17 protein-coding genes and 5 tRNA genes are annotated in these 18414 nt (G+C 39.5%); 10 read left to right on the top strand and 12 right to left on the bottom strand.

The genetic code is table 11. From position 1 onward, the window contains the following. The 3 genes from AB1721_01505 to AB1721_01515 all read right to left on the bottom strand — a co-directional run. Positions 1–475: HD domain-containing protein (locus AB1721_01505; protein ID MEW5805388.1), on the bottom strand; the 475-nt coding region annotated here is incomplete at its 3' end. Further along, complete coding sequence (ftsH, locus tag AB1721_01510; protein MEW5805389.1) at positions 472–2337, bottom strand: ATP-dependent zinc metalloprotease FtsH; 1866 nt, start codon at positions 2335–2337, stop codon at positions 472–474. The genes ftsH and AB1721_01505, both read right to left, overlap by 4 nt. 41 nt (positions 2338–2378) lie before the next feature. Further along, positions 2379–5561 carry a DNA polymerase III subunit alpha gene (locus tag AB1721_01515; GenBank protein MEW5805390.1) on the bottom strand — a complete coding sequence of 1061 codons (3183 nt, stop codon included), beginning with the start codon at positions 5559–5561 and terminating at the stop codon, positions 2379–2381. Positions 5562–5632: 71 nt separating this feature from the next. Between AB1721_01515 and AB1721_01520 the strand changes: the two genes are divergently transcribed. The 3 genes from AB1721_01520 to AB1721_01530 all read left to right on the top strand — a co-directional run bounded on the left by AB1721_01520 (position 5633) and on the right by AB1721_01530 (position 7414). Continuing rightward, positions 5633–6262, top strand: a complete 630-nt coding sequence (locus tag AB1721_01520; GenBank protein MEW5805391.1) for a ribonuclease HII — start codon at positions 5633–5635, stop codon at positions 6260–6262. Between the two features lie 445 nt (positions 6263–6707). Further along, a complete protein-coding gene (locus AB1721_01525; protein ID MEW5805392.1) occupies positions 6708–7097 on the top strand; it encodes a hypothetical protein in 390 nt (129 codons plus the stop codon). 104 nt (positions 7098–7201) lie between these two features. Then, positions 7202–7414, top strand: a complete 213-nt coding sequence (locus AB1721_01530; protein ID MEW5805393.1) for a hypothetical protein — start codon at positions 7202–7204, stop codon at positions 7412–7414. Between the two features lie 2 nt (positions 7415–7416). Here the strand turns inward: AB1721_01530 and recG are convergent, their stop codons facing one another. The 6 genes from recG to AB1721_01560 form a co-directional block, all read right to left on the bottom strand. Continuing rightward, positions 7417–9618, bottom strand: a complete 2202-nt coding sequence (gene recG / locus AB1721_01535) for an ATP-dependent DNA helicase RecG (protein ID MEW5805394.1) — start codon at positions 9616–9618, stop codon at positions 7417–7419. A gap of 51 nt (positions 9619–9669) precedes the next feature. Next, on the bottom strand, positions 9670–10143 hold the full coding sequence (locus AB1721_01540) for a hypothetical protein (GenBank protein ID MEW5805395.1): 474 nt from the start codon (positions 10141–10143) through the stop codon (positions 9670–9672). A 57-nt stretch (positions 10144–10200) separates the two neighbouring features. Beyond that, positions 10201–10290 (bottom strand) — tRNA-Ser (locus tag AB1721_01545). 41 nt (positions 10291–10331) lie between these two features. After that, positions 10332–10403 (bottom strand) — tRNA-Arg (locus AB1721_01550). A 112-nt stretch (positions 10404–10515) separates the two neighbouring features. Further along, positions 10516–11013, bottom strand: coding sequence for a hypothetical protein (locus tag AB1721_01555; GenBank protein ID MEW5805396.1), 498 nt, complete (start codon positions 11011–11013; stop codon positions 10516–10518). Between the two features lie 20 nt (positions 11014–11033). Then, a tRNA-Ser gene (locus AB1721_01560) sits at positions 11034–11120 on the bottom strand. 186 nt (positions 11121–11306) lie between these two features. Here AB1721_01560 and AB1721_01565 point away from each other — a divergent pair. From AB1721_01565 to AB1721_01590, 6 genes are all read left to right on the top strand, one after another. Further along, positions 11307–12869, top strand: coding sequence for a translation initiation factor IF-2 (locus AB1721_01565; GenBank protein MEW5805397.1), 1563 nt, complete (start codon positions 11307–11309; stop codon positions 12867–12869). A gap of 23 nt (positions 12870–12892) precedes the next feature. Further along, positions 12893–13234, top strand: a complete 342-nt coding sequence (gene rbfA / locus AB1721_01570) for a 30S ribosome-binding factor RbfA (protein ID MEW5805398.1) — start codon at positions 12893–12895, stop codon at positions 13232–13234. Between the two features lie 11 nt (positions 13235–13245). Beyond that, positions 13246–13317, top strand: a tRNA-Cys gene (locus AB1721_01575). Between the two features lie 36 nt (positions 13318–13353). After that, a complete protein-coding gene (locus AB1721_01580; GenBank protein MEW5805399.1) occupies positions 13354–13551 on the top strand; it encodes a hypothetical protein in 198 nt (65 codons plus the stop codon). Between the two features lie 84 nt (positions 13552–13635). Next, a complete protein-coding gene (locus AB1721_01585; protein ID MEW5805400.1) occupies positions 13636–14145 on the top strand; it encodes an HNH endonuclease signature motif containing protein in 510 nt (169 codons plus the stop codon). Further along, positions 14140–14221 (top strand) — tRNA-Leu (locus AB1721_01590). The genes AB1721_01585 and AB1721_01590 overlap by 6 nt, the downstream gene beginning before the upstream one ends. Before the next feature lie 62 nt (positions 14222–14283). Here the strand turns inward: AB1721_01590 and AB1721_01595 are convergent. After that, positions 14284–14532: a hypothetical protein gene (locus AB1721_01595; protein ID MEW5805401.1), complete on the bottom strand. Its 249-nt coding sequence runs from the start codon at positions 14530–14532 to the stop codon at positions 14284–14286. Between the two features lie 816 nt (positions 14533–15348). Here AB1721_01595 and pyrH point away from each other — a divergent pair. Continuing rightward, positions 15349–16044 (top strand): UMP kinase, encoded by a 696-nt coding sequence (pyrH, locus tag AB1721_01600; protein MEW5805402.1) that lies wholly within the window; start codon positions 15349–15351, stop codon positions 16042–16044. A 21-nt stretch (positions 16045–16065) separates the two neighbouring features. Here the strand turns inward: pyrH and murA are convergent, their stop codons facing one another. Further along, positions 16066–17349, bottom strand: a complete 1284-nt coding sequence (gene murA, locus AB1721_01605) for a UDP-N-acetylglucosamine 1-carboxyvinyltransferase (GenBank protein MEW5805403.1) — start codon at positions 17347–17349, stop codon at positions 16066–16068. Then, positions 17350–18399 carry a hypothetical protein gene (locus AB1721_01610; protein MEW5805404.1) on the bottom strand — a complete coding sequence of 350 codons (1050 nt, stop codon included), beginning with the start codon at positions 18397–18399 and terminating at the stop codon, positions 17350–17352. Positions 18400–18414: the final 15 nt, after the last annotated feature.

The following is an 18414-nucleotide window of genomic DNA, read 5'->3' on the forward strand; positions in this document are numbered from 1 at the left end:
TTGCCGGGTTTAACCAATTGGACGCCTCTTTATTACCCTGATGTTCATACTCCTTCAAAAGAAGAATTTGGTCTAATAAATCGGCATCTTTGGCAATCTTTGCTTCTTTAGTTTTTCTCTCTTGATATTCTTGGCTTATTTTTTTTAATTCTTCAGCGCCAATTAAGCCATTCAGCTGTTCTTCACGAATCTCTTCTTCATAAACTTTAACGTATTTTTTATTCACCCAGTTCTGATCTCCTGACCGAGCCTCTTCTAAATCATGAATCAAACACATTTTTATCACCTTATCTGCATCTGCTTTTAAAGCTTTGGCTAAAAAATAGCCAATCACTGCCACCCGAAAAGAATGAGCGGCAATATTGTCAGACGGGTCATTAACCAGCAAAGTCTGCTGATGAGCTCGGAGAGTTTTTCTTAAAGCCCCGATTTCATAAAAAAATTGAGTCAGCTTTTGGATCTGGGTTGAGTTCATTTTTTACCTTCTTTTGAAGTTTTTTTAGGCGAGCTTTCCAATTTTAACATCTGCTCAAACTCTTCTTTTTCAATTGTTTCTGCTTCGATTAGCCTTCTGGCAATTTTATCCAAGAACTTTCTTTTCTGATTAATAATTTTTTTGGCTTTGTCAAACGCCTCATCAATCAACCTTTTAATCTCTTTATCTATCTCTTCGGCAACTTTCTCAGAATAATTTTTTTCCATTACCAAATCCCGACCTAAAAACACCAGCTCCTCTGAATGACCATAAGACAAGGGACCGATTTTTTCCGACATCCCGTATTGAGTAACCAATTTTCTTGCTTGCTCTGAAACTTGCTTCAAATCATTACTGGCGCCGGTGGTTAATTCGCCAAAAACAATCTTCTCTGCGGCATAACCGCCCAACATCACTGCCAGTTCATCCAAAAGCTGGGTTTGGGAATAAAGATGCCTGTCTTCAACCGGCAACTTTAAAGTATAGCCAGCCGCCCGGCCCCGGGAGATAATAGAGATTTTATGAACCGGATCAGTGTGGGGCAAAAATCCGGCCACCAGAGCGTGGCCAGCTTCATGATAAGCAGTAATCTCTCTTTCTTTTTGAGTCAAAATATGGCTTTTTCTTTCCGGCCCCAAAATCACTTTTTCCATTGCTTCAAACAAATCTTCCTGCTCAATCTGCTTTCTGTTTTTTCTTGCCGCTAAGATTGCCGCTTCGTTAATTAAGTTGGCCAGATCAGCGCCGGAAAATCCCGGGGTTCTTTGGGCAACTTTGTTCAAGTTAATCGCAGCTGAAGATTTTTTATCCTTAATATGAATTTTCAGAATCTCTTCCCTTTCCTTTATATCAGGCGAATCCAAAATCACCCGGCGGTCAAATCTGCCCGGCCGAAGCAAAGCTGGATCCAGAACATCAGGCCGATTAGTTGCAGCAACAACAATCACATTGGTATCCCGGTCAAACCCGTCCATCTCCACCAAAATCTGGTTTAGGGTCTGTTCCCGTTCATCATGGCCGCCGCCCAAACCAGAACCTCGCTGCCGGCCAACCGCATCAATTTCATCAATAAAAATAATTGACGGCGCCGCTTTTTTCGCAGTAACAAACAAATCTCTGACCCGGGAAGCGCCAACACCAACAAAAAGCTCAACAAATTCAGAGCCAGAGATGTGGAAAAACGGCACTCCGGCCTCACCTGCGACTGCTCTGGCCAGTAAGGTTTTCCCCGTGCCGGGCGCGCCCATTAAAAGCACACCCCGGGGAATTCTGGCGCCGATATTTAAAAACTTCTTTGGATTTTTTAAAAAATCAACTACTTCTTTCAGCTCTTCTTTTGCCTCATCTAAACCAGCAACATCTTTAAAGCTGACTTTCTCTTTTGGGTTAACAAATAAACGGATATTAGCTCGGCCAAAATTAAAGCTCTGCATCATGCCTTTTTGCGCTTGCCGAGACAAGAAAAAGAAAATTCCTAAAATCAGCAAAAACGGCAAAATCACCTGAATCAATATTGAGAGCCAAAAAACTCCGCCAAACAAATTCGAGCTGACTTTTATTTCCACCCAATTTAAAGCTTCTTGGCTAACGCCATAATTAACCAATGTTTCGGTCAAAGACGCTTCTTTTTCCTTTTCTGAAACAAACTCTTTCTCCTGATAATCGATAATTTTTAACTGATCTTCAGAGATCTCGATTTTCTTAATTTCCTGGTTTTCAACTTTTCTGGCTAATTCTGATAAAGAAATCTCTTCGGGTTTTTTCGCTTCCGAACCGGTAAAAAAAGAAAAAAGCACTGATAATCCAATCAGGACAAACAAAGCAATAATAAAACTCCGAAAAAAACGGTTCAAAACCTTCATAGCATAAACATTGTACAGGAACCGGAAATGAAAAGCAATAATCAGATATTCTCAACCAACTCGGCTCTTTCGCAAACAACCTTTAAATCACCATTTGAGTTATTCAGTTTGCCCTCAATCAAAACAACATTATCTTCTTGCCAAAGAACCGGATTTTTTTCCAAGGTGCTGGGAAAAACCACCACCTCTATTCTGGTGTTTGAATAATCTTCCAGCTTGGAAAAAAGCATTGGCTTGCCGGTTTTAGTAATAATCCTCTGGCAGTTAGCAATCACCCCGCCAATCTTAATCCTTCTGCCATTAACGTATTTGCTGCTGGCAAGTTCTGCCAAGGGCGTAGTTAGCTTAGCCAACAGGTTTTTATACCCGGATAAAGGGTGTTCTGACAAATACAAACCCAAATATTCTTTTTCCCAGGTTAATTTTTCTTTTTTGGATGCTGGCGGCACCCGGGGCAGTTTAATCACCGATTTAGACATACCCGCGCCAAACAAACCAATCTGGTTGTGGTTGTTGTTTCGGCTCAAAGCAGTAGCAAACCTCAAAGTCTCTTCCAGGCCGGCTAAAAGCTGGGCCCGGTCAGCAAACTCATCCAAAGCGCCGGCTTTTATCAAGCTCTCCATAGTTTTCTTATTAATTATGTTCTTCGGCATCCGCTCAACAAAGTTCGTCAAAGATAAATATGGCCCGTTCTGCTTTCGATCTTCCTGAATAATTTCAGTCACGCCCACACCAACGCCTTTGATTGCCGCTAAGCTGAAAATAATATCTCCGGTTTCCGGCACAACGCCAAACTCAACAAACGATTCGTTAATGCTCGGCGGGGTCACTTTAATGCCCAAGCGATAACACTCGTTAATTTCATTGGCAACCCGATCCAGATTGCCAAAATCAGAGGTCAAAAGCGCGGCCATAAAAGCGCTCGGATAATGGGCTTTTAAATAAGCGGTTTTATAAACAATCCTGGCATAACAAGCCGAATGAGCCCGATTAAAGCCATAACGGGCAAACGGCTCAATAAAATCCCAAACTCTTTGGGCTAAGTCTTTGGAAACCTTTGAAGTTTTAACCGCGCCGCTAATAAATTTGTCCTTTTGCTCATTAAGCAGACTCTTAATCTTCTTGCCCACCGCTTTTCTCAAGTAATCCGCTTCAGCATAACTAAAACCGGCAAAAGATCGGGCAATCTCCAACACCTGATCTTGAGTAACAATCACTCCATAGGTTCGTTCAAGAATCGGTTTTAAGCCCGGATGAAGATACTTAACTTGTTTTTTCCCGTGCTTAGCGGCAATAAAATCAGGAATTGAATCCATTGGCCCGGGACGATACAAAGCAATCATAGACAAAATATCCTCAAACACTGTTGGCTTAAGCTCGCGCAGATAGCGCTGCATTCCCGAAGACTCTACTTGAAAGACGCCAATGGTTTCGCCCCGGGAAAGCAACTCATAAGCTTTTTTGTCGCCCTCGGGAATTTTGTCCGGATCAAAATCAGGATTGTAAATTTTCTTAACGATTCTTGAAGCGTTTTTAATTGTGGTCAGGTTTGCCAAACCCAAAATATCTATCTTAACCAAGCCAACATCCTCAATCGCATACATATCATACTGGGTACAGATATTGCTGTCTCCACGGGCGGCATTTTGAAGCGGACAGTAATCAGTAATCTCTCCCGGAGCGATGACAATTCCTGCCGCATGAGTTGAGGCGTGACGAACCACGCCTTCAAAACGTTTGGCCAAATCCATTACCTGGCGGGCATCGGGATTAGTCTCGTAAAGATCTTTCAACTCCCGGGACGAAGCTAAAGCTTCTTCAATTTTAGAATCAAACGGAATCAACTTGGAGATCTGGTCGCCTAAACTATAAGGATGGCCCAAAGCCCGGGCGACATCGCGAACTGCCAACCTGGCTTTCATTACCCCAAAAGTCAGGATCTGGGCGACCTGATTCTTGCCGTATTTTTCCTCAATATAATGAATTACTTCTTGGCGCCGGTTGTCCTGAAAATCCAGATCAATATCCGGGAACATCTTTCTTTCCGGGTTTAAAAATCGTTCAAAAATTATTTTATGCTCAATCGGATCAACATCAGTAATCTTTAGCGCATAAGCAACGATTGAACCGGCCACCGAGCCTCGGCCCGGACCAACAAAGATGCTGTTATCTTTTGCCCAGTTAACAAAGTCCTGAACAATCAGAAAATAATCAGCAAAGCCCTTGTCTATAATAATGCCCAGTTCATACTCTGCTCTTTGCTTTATCTCCTTGGTTATTTCCGGATAGCGGTCTTTTAACCCCTGATTAACTAAAGCCCTTAAATAAGATTTAGGATCTTCGCCTTGAGGTACAGGAAAAACCGGCATAACCGGTTCTCCTAAATTAATTTCTAAATTGCATTTTTCTGCCAACTCAACCGTGTTCTCAAAAGCGGAAATCATTTCCGGATCATCTTTAATATCCTGCCAAATTACTTCTGGGTCTTTAATCGAAAAATCTGCCTCTTTCATTGACATCCTTTCTTCATCATCTATCTTTGAGCCGGTCTGGATTGACAAAAATACATCATGGGCATCGCGGTCCTCCGGACGGGGATAGTGCGAATCGCAGGTCAAAATCATTTTCAAGCCAAATTCTTTGGCAATCTTTTTCACCTCTTCGTTAACAATCTGCTGTTCCTTTATCTCCGGATGGTGCTGGACCTCTAAATAAAAATTCTCTTGGCCAAAAATATCTAAATATTCTTGAACCAATTTTCTTGCTTTTTCTTTTTTGTTATTCAAAATTGCTCGGGAAATTTCTCCGGTCAAACAGCCAGAAGTGCCGATCAACCCTTCATGATACTGGCGCAAGACATTTTTATCAATTCTCGGTTTATAATAAAAACCCTCCAGGTGGCCGATTGAAACCAGCTTCATTAAATTCTTATACCCGATTTGATTTTTAGCAAAAGCAAGCAAATGAAAATAACCGCTATCAAGCTGCGGCTCTTTGTCATGCAGAGTTCTTTTAGCTAAATAAAGTTCGCAACCAACAATCGGCTTGATTCCGGCTGCAGTTGCTTTTTTATAGAATTCAACCACGCCATACATCACGCCATGGTCAGTCAAGCCAATCGCGTCCATCTTCAATTCTTTTGCCCGGTTAACAATCTCATTGATTTTTGACAAACCATCAAGCAACGAGTAGTGTGAATGAAGATGAAGATGGACAAATTTCATAGCCAATTAAAAAATTAATCGCAGTTAAAGAATTGAGGCAAGCCTCTGGGGTCTTAACTGCTATTGCTTTTATGACCTATCCAAATTTTAAACAGGAAAGCAAGTTTTTTCAACTGGATAAAAAACCCATTATTGCTCTGGATGAAGCCGGCCGAGGCGCTTTGGCCGGTCCGGTGGTAGTTGCCGGTGTCTATTTTAAAAAAACCGCCAAAAAACCGCTTCAACCGCCGATCAAAATCAAAGACTCTAAACAGCTAACTCCAAATCAAAGAAAAATTTTATCTTCATGGTTAAAAAAACAAAAAAATCTTGAATTCCGAGTCTCGCTTTGCCAAGCAAAGACGGTTGACAAGCTTAATATCCGCCGAGCAACTTTATTGGCAATGAAACAAACAATAAAAAAGTTTAGGAAAAAGAAATTTATTGTTTTTGTTGACGGCAAAGATAAAGTTCCCGGAATTAAACAAAATCAATATGCTTTTGTCAAAGGCGATGAAAAGATTTTTTCTTTAGCCTGCGCTTCAATTATTGCTAAAGTTTATCGGGATAAACTAATGACAAGATTGGCAAAAAAATATCCCCAATATAATTTTGAGGTTCATAAGGGCTATGGCACCAAAAAACATTTTCAAAAAATAAAAAAACACGGCCCATCACCGATTCACCGAAAAAGTTTTTTGCGAAAAAATCTAAAATTTTAACTCGCTTTGGAATTACTTTGGTGCCGCAGGAGGGAATCGAACCCCCTACACGATGCTCTTCCTAGCCTTTGTTTTTATATAAAAACCAAAGAAAGGGACTATCTCATCACCCCGATAAGGGGTGCCAGGTCCTAAATGCAGAATTATTGTTGGAACTCATCTGCTAGTCTCTACACCTTCCTCGCTACCAATGTCCTGCGAGGCTTGGCTCGGGATTATTCTATTAACCAGAACTTCCCCCGAATTCACCCGGTTTTCATTTCCGCATTACTGCGAAACGGCCCGAAGAGATTAGGCATCTGCTCTACCAATGAGCTACTGCGGCTTAAAATTTATTTTAAAGATTTTCCCAAATAAATCAAGTTAAAAAGTCTTGTCCATATTTAACAAATTTTATATAATTGAACTAAAGGTAGTAGGTAGTATAATTTAAATTATAAATACTATGAGAAAAGACAAAAGTAAAGCATTACAATTAAGAAAAATGGGGAGAAGTTATAATGAGATACATAAACTTCTGAAAATTCCTAAAAGCACTCTTTCTGGCTGGTTTCATAATTTAAATCTTCCGCTAAGAGCAAAGTCGCGATTGGGAAAACGGATAAAAGAAAAATCGTTAAAGGGGCTGCTTAAAAAAAGCAAAGAACAGACGAAAAAGGCTCAAGAAAGAATGAAACAAACAAGAAAATTAGCTAAGAGCAGCATTTCAAAATTGAGCCAAAAAGATCTCAAATTGATTGGGGCTTCCCTTTATTGGGCAGAAGGATATAAACGCCCGATTATCCGCAACAATAAAGAAATTACCTCTCATCCTGTTGCTTTAACAAACCTTTAACAAACAGCGACCCAAAACTTATTAAAATATTCCTCCGTTTTTTAATTGAGATCTGTCAAGTACAAGAAAAAAATATCAAAATAGATATAAGAATGTATAAACATATGAGGAGAGAAAAAACTATTTCTTTTTGGCAAGAAATTACTGGTCTCCCCAAAAATCGTTTCGGAAAAATTTATTTAGGTATCAGCAAATCTAGCTCTAATAAACGACCATTTAATCGACTCCCTTATGGAACAGTCATGATAAGAGTTAACAATACAAACTTATTCCACAACATAATGGGGTGGGTTGAAGGCATAAAAGAAAAAACTTAATCTTACTCCAAATGCACTCGTTGCCTGAAATTTTCCAATTCTTGTTTTAACCGAGGGTATTTTTCTAATCTAGGTGAACCCTGCAAAACTGCTTCGGCTTGTTCCCGGGCTAAAAGCACTAAAGAAAAATCCTTCAGCGCCTTGGTGGCTAAATCTGGAATGCCTGATTGCCGAACGCCAAAAAACTGGCCCGGACCGCGGAGCTTTAAATCCTGTTCTGCTAATTTAAAGCCGTCAAAAATCTTTGAAAAAGCCGATAACCGTTGGCGAGCAGCTTTAGATTCTGATTCAGTCAAAAGAAAACAATATGATTGCTTTTCCCCCCGGCCAACCCGGCCCCGAAACTGATGGAGTTGAGCCAAACCAAAATAATCCGCGCCCTCAATCACCATTATCGTCGCATTCGGAACATCAATCCCAACCTCAATTACTGAAGTGGAAACTAAAATATCAACCTCCTTGCCGCTGAATTTTTTCATTACCAGCTCTTTTTCTCGAGACTTAAGCTTGCCATGCAAAATATCCAGCTTCAAATCAGGGAATATCTCCTTTGAAAGCTTTTCATATTCCTCTTTAACTGCTTTAGTATCTAACCTTAAATATTTTTCATAGCTAAATTCCTGATCTTCGGGTTTTTCAATCCTGGGACAGATAATAAAAACTTGTTCGCCGGCCTTAACCTTTTCTCTGATAAATTGATACATCTGCTCCCTCTGTTTCTGGGAAATAATTTTAGTGATAATTTTTTTCCTGCCCTTGGGCAGTTCAGCAATAAAACTGACATCTAAATCACCCCAGAGTCCCAAAGCTAAGGTCCGAGGGATCGGCGTTGCGGTCATCGTCAATAAATGAGGAATTAGGAATGGCGAATTATGAATTATGCTTTTATTGTGTTCATTATTCTTAATTCTTGATTCATTATTCACTAAAAGCTGCTGCCTTTGCCTAACGCCGAACCGATGCTGTTCATCAACCACCACTAAACCTAGATTGACAAAATCAACATCTTTCTGAATCAAAGCTTGAGTGCCAATCACTAACACCGGCTTAGCTTCTTGAATTATTTTTTTTAAAGCTGATTTTTTCAGTTCGCCTTCTAATTCTCCGGAAACAATCCTCGCTTCTTTAGAAATCAAAAGACAGATGTCAATTCCAAAATCTTTTAACAGTTTGCCGGCAGTTTGAAAATGCTGATAAGACAAAATCTCGGTCGGCACCATAAACACGCCTTGAAATCCAGCTTTAACCGCGCAAGCCAAGCTGATTAAAGCAACAATGGTTTTGCCTGAACCAACATCTCCGTTCAAAAGCCGATTCATTGGATATTTCCTTGCCAGATCTCGGATTATTCGCCACAAGGCTTTTTTCTGCGATTCGGTTAACTCAAAACTTAAGGTTTTTAAAATCTGCTTAACAAAATCTATGTCAATCGGAATTTGCGGCGCTTTTAATAAAGCGTTTTTCTGCCTTAACTCTAAAAGCAATAGCTGGGTCAAAAAGATCTCCTCAAAAACAAAACGTTTTTTTGCTTGTTCGGCCAATTCTAAAGAATCTGGGAAATGAGCCTGTTTAATCGCCTTTTTATAATCCATCAGCCCGGCATTTTTCAGAACCGGTTCGGGCAAAAATTCAGGCAGTTTTTTTGCTTTTTCCATCAACGGCTTAATCAAAAACCTGATTCCCCGCGAAGTCAGACCTCTTGTTTCCGGATAAACCGGGATCAACCCGGCGGTATGTTTTAGTTGAGAAAAATCTATCTCTTCTTCTGAAACCGAAGCCGGCGCTGACCGGTAAATCACTTCATAAACCGGATTATTAAAAAATAATTTATTATCTTTTTTCTGAACCTTGCCTGACACAATCACAATCGCGCCTTCAGGAATCGTTCTTTTCAAATACGGCTGGCCAAACCAAACAATATCAATTGTGCCGGTTTTATCATATAAAACCGCTTCAGTAATAAACAATCTTTTCCGAAACGCTTTCCGGGTGCTGATTTTTTCTATCTTGCCCAAAGCCGAACAAATGCCTTCGGTTTTTATCTCGCTGATTTTTTTCAAATCCGAATAGTCTTCATACCGAACCGGAAAATGCCAAAGCAAGTCTCGGATTGTTTTTATCCCTAACTTGGTTAAACGCTTAAGATAATAAGGCCCAATGCCTTTTAACTCTTCAACCGAAATAGTAAAAAAATCTGAGTCCATCAGTTTTTATCATAACAGGTTTTGGAAGAATTTGATTGGCAGGACAAAAATTTAAGCTATGGTTTCAATCTTAAACTTTTTATTATTTGGTAAAATTACCCCTTCGCCAATTCTTTTGCCTAACAGCATTTTGCCCAATTCAGACTCAACAGAGACAGTATAAATTTCCTGTTTGTATAATCCCATTTTAATCCCGCCGCTGTTTTCTGGGACTAAGAAAAAATACTTTTTCTCGCTGTTGTTGACTAAACCAACAAGCGAACCGATCTGAACAATCTCGTTTAAATTACTCTCAAACTTTTCAAAAAAACTGATTGCCTTGCCAAGATTGGCTAACTCTGTCCGAATTTGATTGCCCATTAAATTAAACTCCACCCGAGAAGAATCAGACCAAGATTCCATGCTTTTTGGCGCTTCTTTAGCAGATTGAGAAAGCCCTTCAGCAACTTTAATCAGCTCAAGCTTTCTTTTCTTAAGCTCTTCCAAAACCAAAGCAATGATTTTTTGTTTGTCAAAATCTGCCATCGTATTGTAATGAAATAGGTGTAAATAACAGGCAAGCCAAACCTTTCTTTTCCCAACTGGCGGTGGGGGTGGGATTCGAACCCACGGTGCCATTTCTGACACAGCAGTTTTCAAGACTGCCCGATTAAACCGCTCTCGCACCCCACCTAAATTTTAATTTTTCTAGCTTAAAATTATACCAAGTTTAGTGCCCCCAGGAAGAATCGAACTTCCATCGCAAGATCCGCAATCTTGTATTCTATCCATTAAACTATGGGGGCAAAATAAACTGCTTTATTTTACCCGCCATATTTTCAAAGAAAATACGGCACAGGATTTGTATTTTTTGCCCATTCCGCCGCACCCGCCGCAACCAAACCGCAAAAGTAATATTTACAGAAATGTCTGCTCAATCAAGTCAAATAAACTCAACTTGTGTTCTGATTGGGGCACGTATTCATTAATCAGCAACCGAAGCTCCTCTAATCTTTCTCTGGGAATTGGCAAACGAAGTTCTCTGTCTCGATGCCCAGGAAAGTGCAGAATAAAAAACCGATCTTTTTTAGTCGCGTAAGGCGCCACCCAGAACCGGTCTGACTCAATAAACCGATAAAGTTTGTCATTAACCCAAACCCCTGAATCAGTAATGATAAATTTGTAGTTTTTCGGCCGATAATCTAATAAAGAATAAATTAAAAACAAGCTGATAAGAATAATAAAAACAAACAGGTAATTAGAGTAATAAATCGCCCAGAAAACCAAAAAAAATCCAACCGCCAAAGCGCCGAACCAATAGTTTTTCAGTTTTTTAATATTTCTGAATTCAGGCGCTTTCCATTCGGCCAAAATTTTCTCCCCGTTATGAAGTTTTTGTGAAACTTTTTTTATCATAATGTTTTTTTCTTGGCTAGCGGAGGAGGTGGGATTCGAACCCACGCGAGCCTTTCGACTCAAGGGTTTAGCAAACCCTCGCAATGGACCAACTATGCGACTCCTCCCCGAAAATCTAACTTTATGTAAATGCTTCTCATTATGAGAATCAACAATTCTAAAATAATCGGGCACTTTTTCTTGACTCTCTATTCTAACATTTTTGCCGCTAGTGGCAAATCTTTTCGCAAAACTTTTAAAAATCTGTTAAAATAAACAAGCAGCCCATTGGCTGCTTGTTAAATTAAACCAAGATGACTGAAAAAAGTGCTGAAAACTTGATTCCGCGGCCCGCCAAAGGCGAGACTCGACCCAGTTTAATGGGGCGGCCGCCGGTAGTTGTCGTTATGGGCCATGTTGACCATGGCAAGACTTCGCTTTTGGATTATATCCGTATTCATGGTGGTCAAAAAGCCGCCCGCCCAGTCGCGGGGCGGGAAGCTGGCGGAATCACTCAGCATGTCGGCGCTTACGAAATAGAACATTCTTTAACAAAGTCAAAACAAACCGCAAAGATCACTTTTATTGATACTCCGGGACACGAAGCGTTCTCTAAAATCAGAGAAAGAGGCGCCAAGGTTGCTGACATTGCTGTCTTGGTTATTGCCGCAGAAGAAAGCATTAAGCCCCAAACTAAAGAAGCCTTGTCTTATATTCAGAAAGAAAATCTGCCTTTTATTGTTGCGATTAGCAAGATTGATCTGCCCCAAGCCAATCCGGATAAAGTTAAACAAGATTTAGCTGAATTAGAAGTTTTTGTTGAAGACTGGGGCGGGAAAATCCCTTGCGTCCAAGTTTCAGCCAAAACCGGCCAGGGCATTGATGAATTGTTAGAAATGATTCTTCTGGTAGCTGAATTAGAAGACTTAAAAGCAAGCCCTGATGCCGAACCAGAAGGCGTGATCATTGAATCCTCGCTTGACCCTAATCGCGGTATTATTGCCACCGCAATTATTCTTAATGGCACCCTTGAACAAGGCAAAACCATTTATACTGCTTCGGCAGAGGCAAAGATAAAAAGCTTGGAAAACTTTCTTGGCCAAAGAGAAAAATCTTTAAGTTTTTCTTCGCCGGCAATTATCACCGGCTGGGACAATCAACCTAAAGTTGGAGAAAAATTTTCTGCTCGCCCCCTTGTTGCTCAAGCAATTGAAAAAGAAACAAAATCCAGCGTTGATTCATCGCCAGAAACCGCGGTCGCAGATAAGACAAAAAACATTTTCTTGATTCTCAAAGCTGATGTCACCGGCTCTTTAGAGGCATTAGAAACGATAATCAGGCAGATTTTTCAAGAAACAAACTTTGCTCCAATAATCATAGAAAAATCAGTTGGGCCAATCACCTTAACTGACATCAAAACCGCAGAAACAACCAAATCAATTATTGTTGGTTTTAGGTCCAGCCCGGATCAGGAACTGGGAAATTATTTAAAAGACAGGCAAATTGCTATCTTCCAAAGCCAGATTATTTACGAGCTAATGGAAAAGCTAACTGAATACCTAGATGAATTGGCTAAACCGACTGAAGCAAAAATTTCTGGCAAACTAAAGATTTTGGAAATTTTTTCTGAAAAAGACAAAAAAAACCGGCAAGTAATCGGCGGCCAGCTTTTTGAAGGCAAAGCAAAGAAAAATCAAAAATTCTATTTAATCAAACCAGATCAGCCAGATCAAGAAAGAACCGAAGCCGGAAAAATCTTAAGCATCAAGAAAAACAAGCAGGAATTGGATTCAGCTGAAGCTGTGGTGGAGATTGGTTTACAAACCGAATCTCTGGCTGAATTTGCCAAGGGAGATATCTTAGAGTTTAAAGCTTAACCAAGTATTAAGTATTTGGGAGAATGAAAAACAGGGTTCCCAGATTAGAGGAGTTAATTCTTAGAGAGCTGGGCCAGATAATCCAGCGCGAATTTGAACACTCTTCAAAAGACTTCGTCTCTATTACTCGAGTCCATTTAGGCAAAGACTTAACCCGGGCTACCATTTTTGTTTCTGTTTTCCCGGAACAAGATCAAGAAGAGATTATTAAAAACTTAAATCAATCAAGCGGGTTTTTGGGCTCTTTTCTTTCTAAGCGAATGAGGGCCTATAACTTGCCCAAACTTTATTTCAAATACGACCCAAGCGTTTCCAATGAAGCCAAAGTTTATGATTTAATTGAAAAAAATAAAGAGAAAAAGTAGAATAAACCCAGGGCCTAGTGGCGAAGAGGTAACGCGACTGTCTGCAAAACAGTTATGCGCCGGTTCGAATCCGGCCTAGGCCTCAAAAATTAACTAACAACTTGCGGCTAAAAATTAAAATGAAGTTTCCGCCAAAATCAAAAACAAAATATATTTTTGACAATGCTCAAGATAAAAGAATTTTTCAGAAACTGATGAAATTTTCCAAGAAAAAGTTAAACCGTGAACAAAAAGATCTAATCAAAATGATGTTTTCTCAGCTTGAAGATGATTGGAGGACGCCTCTTGAAAAATTTATTGATAAATTATTAAAATAATTCATTCGCTCGGGTGATAAAACTAAAGAAGATGCAAAACTGCCATTAGATTAATGGGAAAACACATAAAAAAATATTGACGATGTGTTTACCATTTATTACAATCTATATATGGCAAAGGGACGTTCGTGGGAAGAAAAACAACTTCAGGAAGCAGTTAAAAAGAGTTTTAGTTATAGACAAACGCTGATTAAATTAGGGTTACGCCCCACGGGTGGAAATTATCACCAAATTAAAAAATATATCAAAGAATTAAAGGCAGATACCACACATTTCAAAGGAAAGGGATGGAATCTGGGACTTCGGGGTATCGGCAAGCCGCGAATTCCAACCAAAAAAATATTAGTCAAAAACAGTTCTTTTCAAACTTATAAAGTAAAACAGAGACTTTTCAAAGAAGGATTAAAACCTCAATACTGTGAAGAATGTGGTTGGGCCGAAAAAACACTTGATGGATATCTGCCGCTCGAACTTGACCATATTAACGGAGACAGAACCGATAACAGAATCAAAAATTTAAGAATCCTTTGCCCCAATTGTCATAGTTTGAAACCAACTTATAGAGCAAGAAAAAATAAAAAGAAACCTGGGTGAGTGGCGGAATCGGTATACGCGCAGCACTTAAAATGCTGTGCCGCGAGGCTTGAGGGTTCGAGTCCCTCCTCACCCACACCAACAAACAGCCTCGGCTATTCAGCCGAGGCTGTTTGTTTTAAGCGGCTTAAATTAAGATTAAATCTGCCCTAGTTCTAGTTCATCTATCTCTTCAAAGAAGATTTCTGAATCAATTTTTCCCAAGGGAGTGATGGAAAAATGCTTTATTAGCAAACCCGAAGATTTAGCTAGTTTAATCTCTTGTTTCACACCTTCAGTAATCTGTCCAAAAACCCAAAGCTCGTCAGAAATTTTAACCAGGTCATTATTTGCCTCAATCAATCTCTGCCTTTCCACACTGTCAAGTAAAAAATAAGAAAACATCATAAAAGCGCAAACCGGAGTAGCGCCTTGTTCTAGAATAAATCCCGTTAGAAGATCTCTGATTAAACTTAATGTTCTTCATTTTTTAATCATCTTTTAACGGGATGAACTTAACAGTATGCTCCCGAAGATAAAAATTATCCCGAGCCATCGCGGCAAAGATAATTTTGTTTGATTTTGACATAATTTAATAAAATTAAAGAAGGCCGTCCCGTCCTTTTTGCGAAAGGACGGGACAAATTGTTATTCGCCGTCGCCCGGCTCGGGCGGCGGCATAGGGAGAGGATCCGGGGGTGCCGGTCCCGGATCCGGACCCAGTATTAAATAAAAACAACAGGTTTTTATTTTTTTCATTTCTTCCTCCGCTGGTCCTTTAAAATTTACCCATCTCCTTCTCCTTTAAGAAGATGAGCAGAAGACCAGCGCTTAAATTAAAAAGATTTTTAATCTAAGCGCCAGTCCCCTATTTTTTAATTTAATTTTCAAAGAACTAAAAACCTCCCGGTTTGAGCTGGGAGGTTTTAAATTAATTTTATTAGAAATTAGTTAATTGGTAATTGGAAATTTTTCTAATAAACCCCCCAGCTTTTGAATAGTGACAAAAAGAATAATAGCCAAAATCACCATTCCCAAGTTAAGAAGGGCTAAATTTTGATTGTATTTATGCAGTTTTGCGGTTAAATAAAGCATTTTCTGCTATGAAATGAATTCTATCAAGAACTAAAAGATTGTCAACTATAGCTATAATTGTTAAACTCAAAGATAACAAATCAACTCTAGTCTTGACAAAAAATTTTTATTCTTTATTATTAAAAAACAATGGTTAAGAACAAATTAGTAATTTCCCTTGGGGGCTCTCTTGTTGTTCCAAATGGAATTGATATTGCTTTTTTAAAAAAATTCAATAGATTTATTCGCAAAAAACTGGCTGAAAATAAAAACAGCCAGTTTTTTATTGTTGTTGGCGGAGGTCAAATTGCCAGACATTATCGCGATGCGGGTAAAAAAGTTTTAAGCCACCGGCTAACTTATGATGATTTAGACTGGCTTGGGATTCATGCGACCAGGTTAAATGCTCACTTAATCAGAACGATTTTCCGAGATATTGCTCATCCTTATGTTTTAAAACATTATGAAATCATCAGAAAAGCCAAAGAAAAAGTTGTTGTCTGCGCTGGCTGGAAACCCGGTTGGTCAACTGATTACTGTGCTGTTTTGGTTTGCCAAGATTATGGCATCAAAACAATCCTGAATTTAACTAATATCTCCCAAGTCTATACTCAAGACCCCAAAAAGAGCTCAAAAGCAAAATCAATTAACAAAATCTCTTGGAAAGAATATAGAAAACTTATTGGCAATAAATGGACTCCGGGAATGAATCTGCCGTTTGACCCAGTTGCCAGCAAAGCCGCAGAAAAACAAAGGTTAAAAGTAGTAATTTTAAACGGCAGAGATTTTGCTAATTTAAATAAATACTTTAAAAACCAAAAGTTTCTCGGAACTGTTATCCAATAACAAAACTGCTGACAGTTTTAATTAAGCCGCTTGTCTTTTAATTTCTGCGCCAACCTGCCGCAAGCGCTTGTCAATTTTTTCAAAACCCCGGTCAATTACTTGAGCATCTGAAATTGTTGTTTCCCCTTCAGCCACCAAACCAGCAATAATTGCAGTCATCCCGGCCCGAATATCCAAACTTTTTAACTCCGCGCCCTGAAGCGGAGTTGGCCCGATAATCAAAGCCCGGTGCGGATCTAAAATTACTCCATTAGCGCCCATCTTTACCAATTCATTAATATAGCCCAATCGGCCTTCATACATCCATTCTTGAATCATTGACACGCCCTGAGCTTGGGTGGCCAGAACTGCCAAAGGAGGAATCTGGTCAGACATCAACTTCGGATATAAACCGCACTGATATTTAGCCGCTTGGTAAACCCGGGTTGGTTTTTTAATTGCCAAAAAATCTCTGCCCAGCTCAAAATTAACTCCAATTTCTTCAAGCTTTAATAAACCAGCATCAATAAAATCAGGATTGATATTTCTTAAGGCTATTTCTGAACGAGTTGCTCCGGCCAAAGCGGCCAGATTCATTGTCTCATCTGAATCAGGGATAAGCTGGTGTTCTAAATTAAAATTTAAGTCTTTACCAGCCAATCCTTGAATCCTTAAAATATGACTGCCAATGCCTTGAATCTTTACGCCTAGTTTTCCCAGAAAAAAACACAGATCCTGAACATGGGGTTCAGTCGCGGCTAATTTAATTATGGTTTCGCCTCGAGCAAAAGCCGCGGCCATAATTAAATTTTCTGTCGCGGTAACCGAGATCTCTTTCAAAACAATTTTGGAACCAACCAAGCCTTTAGGAGCTGAAAGCTTAATTAAGCTATCTTCTTTTTCCAAAATCGCGCCGAGTTTAACAAAGCCGTCAAAATGCGCATCTAAAGGCCTGGCACCAATTAAATCGCCGCCAGGTAAAGGAATCTTTATCTTCCCAAACTTTGATAAAACTGGCCCAACTAATAAAATCGAGCCTCTTAATTTTCTAAATAACTCATTAGCTAGCTCAGATTCTTTTGGCTCAAAATTGCTATTATTGATCTTGATTTCGCGCTGATTCTCTTTAAGAACTATCTCCGCGCCCCAAAACTTTAAGATCTCAACTAAAGTTAAGGCGTCTTTGATAAAAGGCACATTTGTTAACTTAGTTGTTCCAGAATTTAAAACTGTTGCCGCCAGAATCGGCAAACAAGCATTTTTTGAACCCGAAACAAGAATCTCTCCTGATAAAGATTTGCCGCCTTTAATCTTAAAAATTTCCATTTAACTTAATAAAAATTTATCCAGGAAGAAGATAATTAAACCCAAGCTGGCCATAATGCCGGAAACAATCCAAAACCGCATCGTAATCTGAGGTTCAAGCCAGCCCTTAGCCTCAAAATGATGATGAATCGGCGCCGAAATAAAAATCTTTTTCTTGAAAAACTTTTTTGAGCTTAATTGGATAATATCAGACAAAGATTCAACCACTAAAATAAAGCCGAAAAATGGTAAAAGGAAAGCGGTGTTGGTCAATAAAGCAATAATCGCAATTGCCACTCCCAAAGACATTGCGCCGGTATCGCCCATAAAGAACCGAGCCGGATAAATATTAAACCACAAAAATGCCACTAAGCCGCCAATCAAACTGCCAACAAACATTGCTAATTCATATTTTTGATTAGCAAAAGCAACGATTGCCAGACAGGAGAGAGTAATTAAAGCCACTCCTTCTGCCAAACCATCCAAACCATTAGTCAGGTCAAGAGAAAAAGAAGTTGCCATCACTACTAAAATAAAAAAGGCCGCATAAGCCAAGACTCCGACTGCCACCTCGCCCAAAAACGGAACATACAAGCTGTCCCATTCTAATTTAGCGGCAAACCACCAGGCGCCGGCTAAAGCAACAAAAAAGAAAATCGCCAGTCTTTCTCTTAAAGAAAAACCGTTCTTGCCCCGGAACTTAACTATTCCAGCAATATCATCTGCGGCGCCAGCCAAAGCAGCCAAAACCATTCCTGCCAAAGGCAGATAAGTCTGGGGCCGGCTTAAAAAAGACAGCTGTCCCCAAAACCCGTCGAAAAAGAAAGAGAGCAGAAATAAAGCAAAGATAACAATTACTACGGTTCCCCAGATAATTATTCCGGCCATTACTGGCGTGCCTTCTTTTGAAGCATGTAGTTGGCTGAAGATCGGCGCGTTTTCTTTGATAATTCTTTTTCGGCTGTTCAATCTTTTAATCAACTTCTCTACCGGAGAAACTAAAATCATGCCAACGCCAAAAGAAAACACGGCAATAACAATAAATCTTAAACCTTGAATAATTAATTCCATTTTAACTGATTACTT

The organism is Patescibacteria group bacterium (assembly GCA_040753135.1).
Taxonomy (GTDB): Bacteria; Patescibacteriota; Minisyncoccia; order UBA6257; family Brennerbacteraceae; genus JBFMGR01.

What these genes read in the sequence shown, in the direction of transcription:
- AB1721_01555 (MEW5805396.1), bottom strand. Translation starts at nt 11,013, where the DNA reads ATGATAAAAAAAGTTTCACAAAAACTTCATAACGGGGAGAAAATTTTG.
- rbfA (MEW5805398.1), top strand. Translation starts at nt 12,893, where the DNA reads ATGAAAAACAGGGTTCCCAGATTAGAGGAGTTAATTCTTAGAGAGCTG.
- murA (MEW5805403.1), bottom strand. Translation starts at nt 17,349, where the DNA reads ATGGAAATTTTTAAGATTAAAGGCGGCAAATCTTTATCAGGAGAGATT.
- AB1721_01610 (MEW5805404.1), bottom strand. Translation starts at nt 18,399, where the DNA reads ATGGAATTAATTATTCAAGGTTTAAGATTTATTGTTATTGCCGTGTTT.
- AB1721_01540 (MEW5805395.1), bottom strand. Translation starts at nt 10,143, where the DNA reads ATGGCAGATTTTGACAAACAAAAAATCATTGCTTTGGTTTTGGAAGAG.
- AB1721_01595 (MEW5805401.1), bottom strand. Translation starts at nt 14,532, where the DNA reads ATGATGTTTTCTTATTTTTTACTTGACAGTGTGGAAAGGCAGAGATTG.
- recG (MEW5805394.1), bottom strand. Translation starts at nt 9,618, where the DNA reads ATGGACTCAGATTTTTTTACTATTTCGGTTGAAGAGTTAAAAGGCATT.
- AB1721_01525 (MEW5805392.1), top strand. Translation starts at nt 6,708, where the DNA reads ATGAGAAAAGACAAAAGTAAAGCATTACAATTAAGAAAAATGGGGAGA.
- AB1721_01565 (MEW5805397.1), top strand. Translation starts at nt 11,307, where the DNA reads ATGACTGAAAAAAGTGCTGAAAACTTGATTCCGCGGCCCGCCAAAGGC.
- pyrH (MEW5805402.1), top strand. Translation starts at nt 15,349, where the DNA reads ATGGTTAAGAACAAATTAGTAATTTCCCTTGGGGGCTCTCTTGTTGTT.
- AB1721_01520 (MEW5805391.1), top strand. Translation starts at nt 5,633, where the DNA reads ATGACCTATCCAAATTTTAAACAGGAAAGCAAGTTTTTTCAACTGGAT.
- AB1721_01530 (MEW5805393.1), top strand. Translation starts at nt 7,202, where the DNA reads ATGAGGAGAGAAAAAACTATTTCTTTTTGGCAAGAAATTACTGGTCTC.
- ftsH (MEW5805389.1), bottom strand. Translation starts at nt 2,337, where the DNA reads ATGAAGGTTTTGAACCGTTTTTTTCGGAGTTTTATTATTGCTTTGTTT.
- AB1721_01515 (MEW5805390.1), bottom strand. Translation starts at nt 5,561, where the DNA reads ATGAAATTTGTCCATCTTCATCTTCATTCACACTACTCGTTGCTTGAT.
- AB1721_01580 (MEW5805399.1), top strand. Translation starts at nt 13,354, where the DNA reads ATGAAGTTTCCGCCAAAATCAAAAACAAAATATATTTTTGACAATGCT.